The 1,795-nt window shown below is 50.0% G+C and carries 1 rRNA gene; it reads right to left on the bottom strand.

What is annotated here, in order from left to right:
- Nucleotides 1-71 precede the first annotated feature (71 nt).
- A 23S ribosomal RNA gene (locus AC5EUN_RS17665) occupies nt 72-1,795 on the bottom strand; the annotation flags it as partial.

Here is a 1,795-nt window from a genome sequence, read left to right as displayed (position 1 = left end):
TATCTAGCTTTATAACTAAATCAAGTTGTTTGCAGTGATTTGAACCACAACACCAACTGTTTGGGTGTTGTATAGTCAAGCCTCACGAGCAATTAGTATTGGTCAGCTTCACATATCACTATGCTTCCACATCCAACCTATCAACGTCGTAGTCTTCAACGGCTCTTTAGAGGACATAAAGTCCTAGGGAAATCTTATCTTGAGGTAGGCTTCCCGCTTAGATGCTTTCAGCGGTTATCCCTTCCGAACATAGCTACCCGGCGATGCGACTGGCGTCACAACCGGTACACCAGAGGTTCGTCCACTCTGGTCCTCTCGTACTAGGAGCAGATCCTCTCAAATTTCCAACGCCCACGGTAGATAGGGACCGAACTGTCTCACGACGTTCTAAACCCAGCTCGCGTACCTCTTTAAATGGCGAACAGCCATACCCTTGGGACCTGCTTCAGCCCCAGGATGAGATGAGCCGACATCGAGGTGCCAAACACCGCCGTCGATATGAACTCTTGGGCGGTATCAGCCTGTTATCCCCAGAGTACCTTTTATCCGTTGAGCGATGGCCCTTCCATACAGAACCACCGGATCACTAAGACCTACTTTCGTACCTGCTCGACTTGTGGGTCTCGCAGTTAAGCGCGCTTTTGCCTTTATACTCTACGCGTGATTTCCGACCACGCTGAGCGCACCTTCGTACTCCTCCGTTACTCTTTAGGAGGAGACCGCCCCAGTCAAACTACCCACCAGACATGGTCCTCGCTCCAGATAATGGAGCAGAGTTAGAACCTCAATATTACCAGGGTGGTATTTCAAGATTGGCTCCACCGAAACTAGCGTCTCGGTTTCAAAGCCTCCCACCTATCCTACACAAGTAAGATCAAAGTTCAATGTCAAGCTGCAGTAAAGGTTCACGGGGTCTTTCCGTCTAGCCGCGGGTACACCGCATCTTCACGGCGAATTCGATTTCACTGAGTCTCTGCTGGAGACAGCGCCCCCATCATTATGCCATTCGTGCAGGTCGGAACTTACCCGACAAGGAATTTCGCTACCTTAGGACCGTTATAGTTACGGCCGCCGTTTACTGGGGCTTCGATCAAGAGCTTCGCTTACGCTAACCCCATCAATTAACCTTCCAGCACCGGGCAGGCATCACACCCTATACGTCCACTTTCGTGTTTGCAGAGTGCTATGTTTTTAATAAACAGTTGCAGGGGCCTGGTTTCTGTGGCTGCCAATAGCTCAAGGAGTAAATCCTATCACCGTCGGCAGCGTACCTTCTCCCGAAGTTACGGTACCATTTTGCCTAGTTCCTTCAGCAGAGTTCTCTCAAGCGCTTTGGTCTACTCGACCTGACCACCTGTGTCGGTTTCGGGTACGATTCCTATGTAACTGAAGCTTAGAGACTTTTCCTGGAAGCATGGTATCAGCCACTTCACTGTACAAGTACAGCTTGCTATCAGTTCTCAGCATAGAGTACCCCGGATTTGCCTAAGATACATGCCTACAACCTTCCACCTGGACAACCAACGCCAGGCTGACTTAACCTTCTCCGTCCTCTCATCGCATTACATAGAAGTATTGGAATATTAACCAATTTCCCATCGACTACGCCTCTCGGCCTCGCCTTAGGGGTCGACTCACCCAGCCCCGATTAACGTTGGACTGGAACCCTTGGTCTTTCAGCGTGCGAGTTTTTCACTCGCATTGTCGTTACTCACGTCAGCATTCGCACTTCTGATACCTCCAGCATACTTCTCAATACACCTTCATCGGCTTACAGAACGCTCCCCTACCACTT

It is taken from the genome of Acinetobacter sp. CAU_H_S170_2 (assembly GCF_058890445.1).
This window is presented reverse-complemented; position numbering and strand designations above follow the sequence as displayed.